The 500-nt window shown below is 59.2% G+C and carries 1 pseudogene; it reads right to left on the bottom strand.

Annotated features, from left to right (window positions below):
* A pseudogene (locus IM273_RS22775) lies at positions 1-428 on the bottom strand (Ig-like domain-containing protein); the annotation flags it as partial.
* Positions 429-500 lie beyond the last annotated feature (72 nt).

Here is a 500-nt window from a genome sequence, read left to right as displayed (position 1 = left end):
CCGACGTTGCCCGCCTGATCGACAACCCGCACCTGATAGCTGTAATCCCCGTCGGCCAGAGTGCGCGTGTCGTTATAGCGCCACTGGGTACCGCTTACCGTGGCATACACCCAGGTGCTGCCGCCGTCCATGCTCACCTGCACGTACTCACCCGCCCCTAACTCTGCGCCAAGCGTGCCATGCAGGGTGTACGAGGTCGAACTGGTCAGGAAGTCGTTATTGTCGAAGCCGGTATCCACGGTGATGTTATCCACCGTCACCGTAATCGCCGCATCCGGGGCGACCGTATCGACGGTCACCTGCTGATGGGCGCTGGCGCCCACATTGCCCGCCGCATCCACCACGCGCACGTAGTAGTCATAGGTCTGGTTACCCAGCGTACGTCCGTCCACGTAGTACCAGCTGTTGCCGGTGACAATCACGTTCTCTCACGACAATACTCCTTCTGTAGATATCTGTGCAGGCACTAACAATAAAAAAAAAAAGCCGAGCGGGGGGGG

Origin of the sequence: Enterobacter cloacae complex sp. P13B, from assembly GCF_014895915.1 — a bacterium.
Lineage (GTDB): Bacteria > Pseudomonadota > Gammaproteobacteria > Enterobacterales > Enterobacteriaceae > Enterobacter > Enterobacter bugandensis.
This window is presented reverse-complemented; position numbering and strand designations above follow the sequence as displayed.